This window comes from Prevotella sp. P6B4 (assembly GCF_000619985.1).
Classification (GTDB): Bacteria; Bacteroidota; Bacteroidia; order Bacteroidales; family Bacteroidaceae; genus Prevotella.
The window spans coordinates 1-5,354 of the sequence record NZ_JHVE01000038.1; the positions used below are offsets into that span (position 1 = coordinate 1).

Here is a 5,354-nt window from a genome sequence, read left to right on the forward strand (position 1 = left end):
CAAAGACAAGTCCAGGGAAAGATATAAGATAGAGGCAAAAAATGCAGAGCTGAAGCACGTCTATGGCTACAACAGGGCAGAATCATATGGCCTGTACTCCATGCAAATGCAAGGAGCTATCACCATTTTTGCCGCAAATATCAAGAGAATCCTCAAACTAATCTGAGCAAAGAATATATTTCTCAAAAAAAGCTCTTTAAGAAGCCGTATAAACCTCATCTGGGGGTATTACTGACCACAAACTGAAAATTGAAAAAAGCAGATTGCCAATCCGTATGTAACGGCTATATGCAATCTGCTTTTAATAAAAATCAAGGTTGCCCCCTCAAATGGAGGGCTTTTTCAGTGCCCTCGGCAATTGCCGAGGGTTTTTTCTGTACGGGGATCTTGACCTTCGGTCGAGATCGCTCACGTTCGAAAATGAAAGCGAGCTTTTATTTTGACTTAATCGCGATCTTATCAACGCGCTTCTGGTGACGGCCACCTTCGAAGCTGGCGGTGAAGAACTCGTCCATAATCTTACGAGCCATGTTGTTGTCGATGAAACGACCTGGCATTACCAGTACGTTGGCATCGTTGTGCTGACGGATGAGATGTGCAATCTCAGGAATCCAGCACAGTCCGGCGCGCACCTGCTGGTGCTTGTTCAGGGTGATGGAGATACCCTCGCCACTGCCACAGATGGCAATACCGGGATAAACCTCGCCACTCTCGATACCCTCGGCCAGTGCGTGTCCAAAGTCAGGATAGTCAACACTGGCATCGCTCCATGTACCATAGTCCTTAAAGGGGTAACCCTTCTCCTCCAGGTACTGGAGCACAAACTGCTTTAAAGCGAAGCCTGCATGATCGCAAGCTACTCCTACTTTTTTTACTTCCATAGTCTTAAATTTTAAAAGGCACGGACCTGAATCCGTGCCTTGTTATTAATTAAGCAAGTAATTTCTTAACCTGCTGATATACATTCTCTCCGGTGAAGCCGAGCTTCTCGTCGAGCACCTTGTAAGGAGCAGAGAAACCGAAGCTCTCCAAGCCCCATACTGTACCGTCGGCACCTACCAGCCCCTCGAGGTTTACGGGCAGACCAGCGGTGAGACCGAACTTCTTAACGCCAGCGGGCAGTACGCTCTGCTGATACTCCTTGCTCTGGCTGCGGAACAGACCCTCAGAAGGAACGCTAACCACGCGAACCTTTACACCGTCCTCGCGGAGCAGCTTAGCACCTGCCTCGAGCGTAGAAACCTCAGAACCTGAAGCCAGCAGGATAACGTCGAAGTTCTCGTCGCTACCAGCTACAACGTAAGCACCCTTGGTGGCCTGGTTGTAGTCGTTGCCCTCGGGCAGCATATCGATATTCTGACGAGAGAAGATCAGGGCTGTTGGGGTATCAACATTCTCCATAGCCATGCGCCAGCAAACGGTGGTCTCCTCGGCATCGGCAGGACGAACTACCAATACAGAGTTCTTACCGTGGTGGTTCTTCAGCTTCTCCATCAGGCGGATCTGTGCCTCCTGCTCAACAGGCTCGTGGGTAGGACCATCCTCACCTACACGGAAGGCATCGTGAGTCCAGATGAACTTAACGGGCAGCTCCATGAGGGCAGCCATACGTACGGCGGGCTTCATGTAGTCAGAGAATACAAAGAAGGTACCGCAAGCGGGGATAACACCACCGTGCAGAGCCATACCAATGCAGCAGCAAGCCATGGTGAGCTCGGCTACACCAGCCTCGAAGAAGGCACCGCTGAAGTCGCCACGAACCAGGTCGTGAGTCTTCTTCAGGAAGCCGTCGGTCTTATCTGAGTTAGAAAGGTCGGCCGAAGCACAGATCATGTTGGGAACCTGCTCAGCGAGAGCTGACAGTACAGTAGCACTGGCACCACGTGTAGCGGCACCTGCCTTCTGCTCAACCTTGCTCCAGTCGATAACAGGAGCCTTACCGCTGAACCACTCCTCAAGCTGCTTGGCCTGCTCGGGGTGACCCTTTGCCCACTCAGCCTTCTCGGCATAGCGCTCTGCTACAATCTTCTTCAGTTCCTCGGCACGCTTAGCGTACATCTCCTGAACCTCGGGGAATATCTGGAATGGGTTCTCGGGATCGGCACCCAGGTTCTTCATGGTGTTGATGTAAGCATCGCCACCGAGAGGAGCACCGTGAGTAGCGCAGTTGCTCTCGTAAGAGCTGTTGTCAGCCTTACGGGCACCCTTACCCATTACGCAGTGACCGATGATGAGTGATGGGCGATCCTTCTCGGCCTGAGCCTTCTTGATGGCCTCGCGAATCTGGTCAACATCGTTACCGTCGATTTTCTGTACAAACCAGCCCCATGCCTCGTACTTCTTGGCGGTATCCTCAGAGGTAACCACCTCGGTCTTGGTAGAGAGCTGAATATCGTTAGCGTCGTAGAACATGATGAGGTTGTCGAGTCCCAGGTTACCAGCAATACGACCAGCACCCTGTGAAATCTCCTCCTGTACACCACCATCAGAGATGTAGGCGTAGATGGTCTGGTTCATGACATTACCCAGACGAGCCTTCAGGAACTTAGCGGCGATAGCAGCACCTACTGCGAAACAGTGACCCTGACCAAGAGGACCAGAGGTGTTCTCGATGCCGCGCTCAATCTCGCGCTCGGGGTGTCCAGGAGTTACTGAACCCCACTGGCGAAGGTTCTTCAGATCCTCGAGGGTATATTTGCCAATAAGAGCCAACTGGCTGTAGAGCATAGGAGCCATGTGACCTGGATCGAGGAAGAAGCGGTCGCGACCCTCCCAGGCGGGATTCTCGGGATCGTAAACCAGGAACTCACTGTACAGGGTGTTGATGAAATCTGCACCACCCATAGCACCGCCGGGGTGACCCGACTTTGCCTTTTCAACCATCGAAGCAGCAAGGATACGGATATTATCCGCTGCCATGTTCATAACTTTGTTGTCGTTCATAATGAATAATTAATTGAAAAACGTAAATTTTTGCCGCAAAGGTACAAAAAAACTTCGAATTAAGTGCTGGTTTCTTGATAAATTGTACCCAATGTTAGAAAAATGATATATCTTTGCAACATATAATAAAGTAATGTGTTGTTATGAAAGTGTCAATTGTACAACATACCATCCGTTGTGATGACTTGAAATGGAACCTGAAACACCTTGATGAGCTGCTTGGAGAGCCATCAGGGGCCGGTCTTTATGTCTTGACAGAAACCTTTGCTACCGGGTTTATGGCAGAGGGGGCGACAGCGCAAGCTGGCAAACAGGCGGAACAGGTTCTGGCATGGATGAAGTATCAGGCAGCGTGGCTCCATGCGGCTGTTGCCGGTAGTGTGGCAATGGTGGATGAGCTGGGACAGCTGCGCAATCGGCTCTACTTTGTCCGTCCCGATGGCACGTTCGATTTCTACGACAAGCGCCATCTGTTTGCCTATGCTGGCGAAAACCGGGATTATGTGGCTGGCGACAGGCGTGTGGTGGTTGCGTGGCAGGGCGTCAGGTTCCTGCTGCAGGTGTGCTACGATCTGCGGTTCCCTGTGTTCTCGCGCAACCGTGGCGACTACGATGCCATGATCTATGTGGCCAACTGGCCTGACAAGCGTCGTGATGTATGGCAGACATTGTTGAAAGCACGTGCCATCGAGAACCAGTGCTTTGTGGTAGGTGTGAACCGCGTGGGCAGCGATCAGGCATGCAATTATGTAGGCGATTCGGTGGTTATCGATGCTTATGGACGTACGGTTGCCGGGTGCACATCTGCTACAGAACAGGTGGTTACGGCTGAGTTGAACATGGATGAACTGCGCCGATTCCGTGAAAAATTCCCCGTTTTGGACGATGCGGATAATTTTTCTGCCTAAAAATTTGTCCAACTCAAAAATTATGTGTACCTTTGCACCCGATTTCAAAACAAGGGTGTTTTCCAGAGTGGCCAAATGGGGCAGACTGTAAATCTGCTGTCTTTCGACTTCGGTGGTTCGAATCCATCAGCACCCACAGAAAAAGCTCACCAACAGGTGGGCTTTTTTGTTTCTCGCAACAAAAAAGCGGAAAATCTTGGCGTATTCGCTTTTTTTTGTTTACCTTTGCCAGCAAATGGATAGAAATAAGGAGATATATCGGGTGACGATGGTGGGTGGTGCCGTGAATGTGGTGCTGCTGCTCTTCAAGTTTGTGGCTGGTATTGTGGGCCACAGTGCAGCTATGGTGGCCGATGCTGTACACTCGCTGTCGGACTTTGTAACGGATATCATCGTGCTGCTGTTTGTACACATCAGCGGCAAACCGAAAGACAAATCGCACGACTACGGACACGGAAAGTTCGAGACGCTGGCCATGACCATTATCGGCATAGCACTCCTGATAGTAGCTATCGGCATTGTGTATAGCGGACTTTCTAAGATTATTGTCTGGGCACAAGGGGGAGAACTTAAGGCGCCGGGCCTGTTGGCCCTGTGGGCTGCTCTGTTGTCGATTGTGCTGAAGGAGGCGGTGTATCATTACTCGATGCGGGAGGCTCGTAAGTTGAACTCGCAGGCGGTAGAGGCTAATGCCTGGCATCACCGCAGCGATGCGCTCTCGTCGGTAGGTACGGCTGTTGGTATAGGTGGGGCTATCTTCTTAGGTCAGCGCTGGACGGTACTCGATCCGATAGCGTCGGTTATTGTGGGTCTGTTTATCACAAAAGTGGCAATCGACCTGTTGCGCAATGGTATCGGCGACCTGATGGAGCAGTCGCTACCCGATGCCGTGGAGGATGAGATACTGCAGCTGGCTGCCTCGGTGCCTGGCGTAACTGAGCCTCATGAGTTGCGTACCCGACGATTGGGAAATCATTATGCCATCGAGTTGCATGTGCTGATGGATGGGCAGATGACACTCTGTGAAGCACACGATAAGGCCTCGGAGGTGGAAGATATACTGCGGCAGCACTACGGGCCGGATACTCACATTGCCGTACACGTAGAACCGATATCAGAGCAATAGAAAAAAAGAACCCCGCCAACCGGCGAGGGCACTGAAAAAGCCCTCCATTTGAGGGGGCAACCTTGATTTTTATTAAAAGCAGATTGCATATAGCCGTTACATACGGATTGGCAATCTGCTTTTTTCAATTTTCAGTTTGTGGTCAGTAATACCCCCAGATGAGGTTTATACGGCTTCTTAAAGAGCTTTTTTTGAGAAATATATTCTTTGCTCAGATTAGTTTGAGGATTCTCTTGATATTTGCGGCAAAAATGGTGATAGCTCCTTGCATTTGCATGGAGTACAGGCCATATGATTCTGCCCTGTTGTAGCCATAGACGTGCTTCAGCTCTGCATTTTTTGCCTCTATCTTATATCTTTCCCTGGACTTGTCTTTG

General features: G+C 50.6%; 6 protein-coding genes and 1 tRNA gene. 4 read left to right on the forward strand and 3 right to left on the reverse strand.

Annotated elements, in window-relative coordinates; genetic code table 11:
• A partial coding sequence (locus tag T491_RS17520) for a transposase (protein ID WP_197018886.1) occupies nt 1–166 on the forward strand: 166 nt, incomplete at its 5' end.
• Between the two features lie 268 nt (nt 167–434).
• Here T491_RS17520 and rpiB read toward each other — a convergent pair.
• A complete protein-coding gene (rpiB, locus tag T491_RS0115115; protein WP_028904622.1) occupies nt 435–881 on the reverse strand; it encodes a ribose 5-phosphate isomerase B in 447 nt (148 codons plus the stop codon).
• A 49-nt stretch (nt 882–930) separates the two neighbouring features.
• On the reverse strand, nt 931–2,943 hold the full coding sequence (locus T491_RS0115120) for a transketolase (RefSeq protein WP_028904623.1): 2,013 nt from the start codon (nt 2,941–2,943) through the stop codon (nt 931–933).
• Nucleotides 2,944–3,086: 143 nt separating this feature from the next.
• On the opposite strand from T491_RS0115120, the gene T491_RS0115125 reads away from it, so the two are divergent.
• The 3 genes from T491_RS0115125 to T491_RS16775 all read left to right on the forward strand — a co-directional run bounded on the left by T491_RS0115125 (nt 3,087) and on the right by T491_RS16775 (nt 4,977).
• Nucleotides 3,087–3,851 (forward strand): amidohydrolase, encoded by a 765-nt coding sequence (locus T491_RS0115125; RefSeq protein ID WP_028904624.1) that lies wholly within the window; start codon nt 3,087–3,089, stop codon nt 3,849–3,851.
• 53 nt (nt 3,852–3,904) lie between these two features.
• A tRNA-Tyr gene (locus T491_RS0115130) sits at nt 3,905–3,987 on the forward strand.
• Between the two features lie 99 nt (nt 3,988–4,086).
• Nucleotides 4,087–4,977, forward strand: a complete 891-nt coding sequence (locus T491_RS16775) for a cation diffusion facilitator family transporter (RefSeq protein ID WP_036916228.1) — start codon at nt 4,087–4,089, stop codon at nt 4,975–4,977.
• 211 nt (nt 4,978–5,188) lie between these two features.
• On the opposite strand, the gene T491_RS17525 is transcribed toward T491_RS16775, so the two are convergent.
• On the reverse strand, nt 5,189–5,354 hold a 166-nt coding region (locus T491_RS17525; RefSeq protein ID WP_197018886.1), incomplete at its 5' end, for a transposase.

Coding starts and splice junctions, on each gene's coding strand:
- rpiB (WP_028904622.1), bottom strand. CDS start 881: ATGGAAGTAAAAAAAGTAGGAGTAGCTTGCGATCATGCAGGCTTCGCT.
- T491_RS0115120 (WP_028904623.1), bottom strand. CDS start 2,943: ATGAACGACAACAAAGTTATGAACATGGCAGCGGATAATATCCGTATC.
- T491_RS0115125 (WP_028904624.1), top strand. CDS start 3,087: ATGAAAGTGTCAATTGTACAACATACCATCCGTTGTGATGACTTGAAA.
- T491_RS16775 (WP_036916228.1), top strand. CDS start 4,087: ATGGATAGAAATAAGGAGATATATCGGGTGACGATGGTGGGTGGTGCC.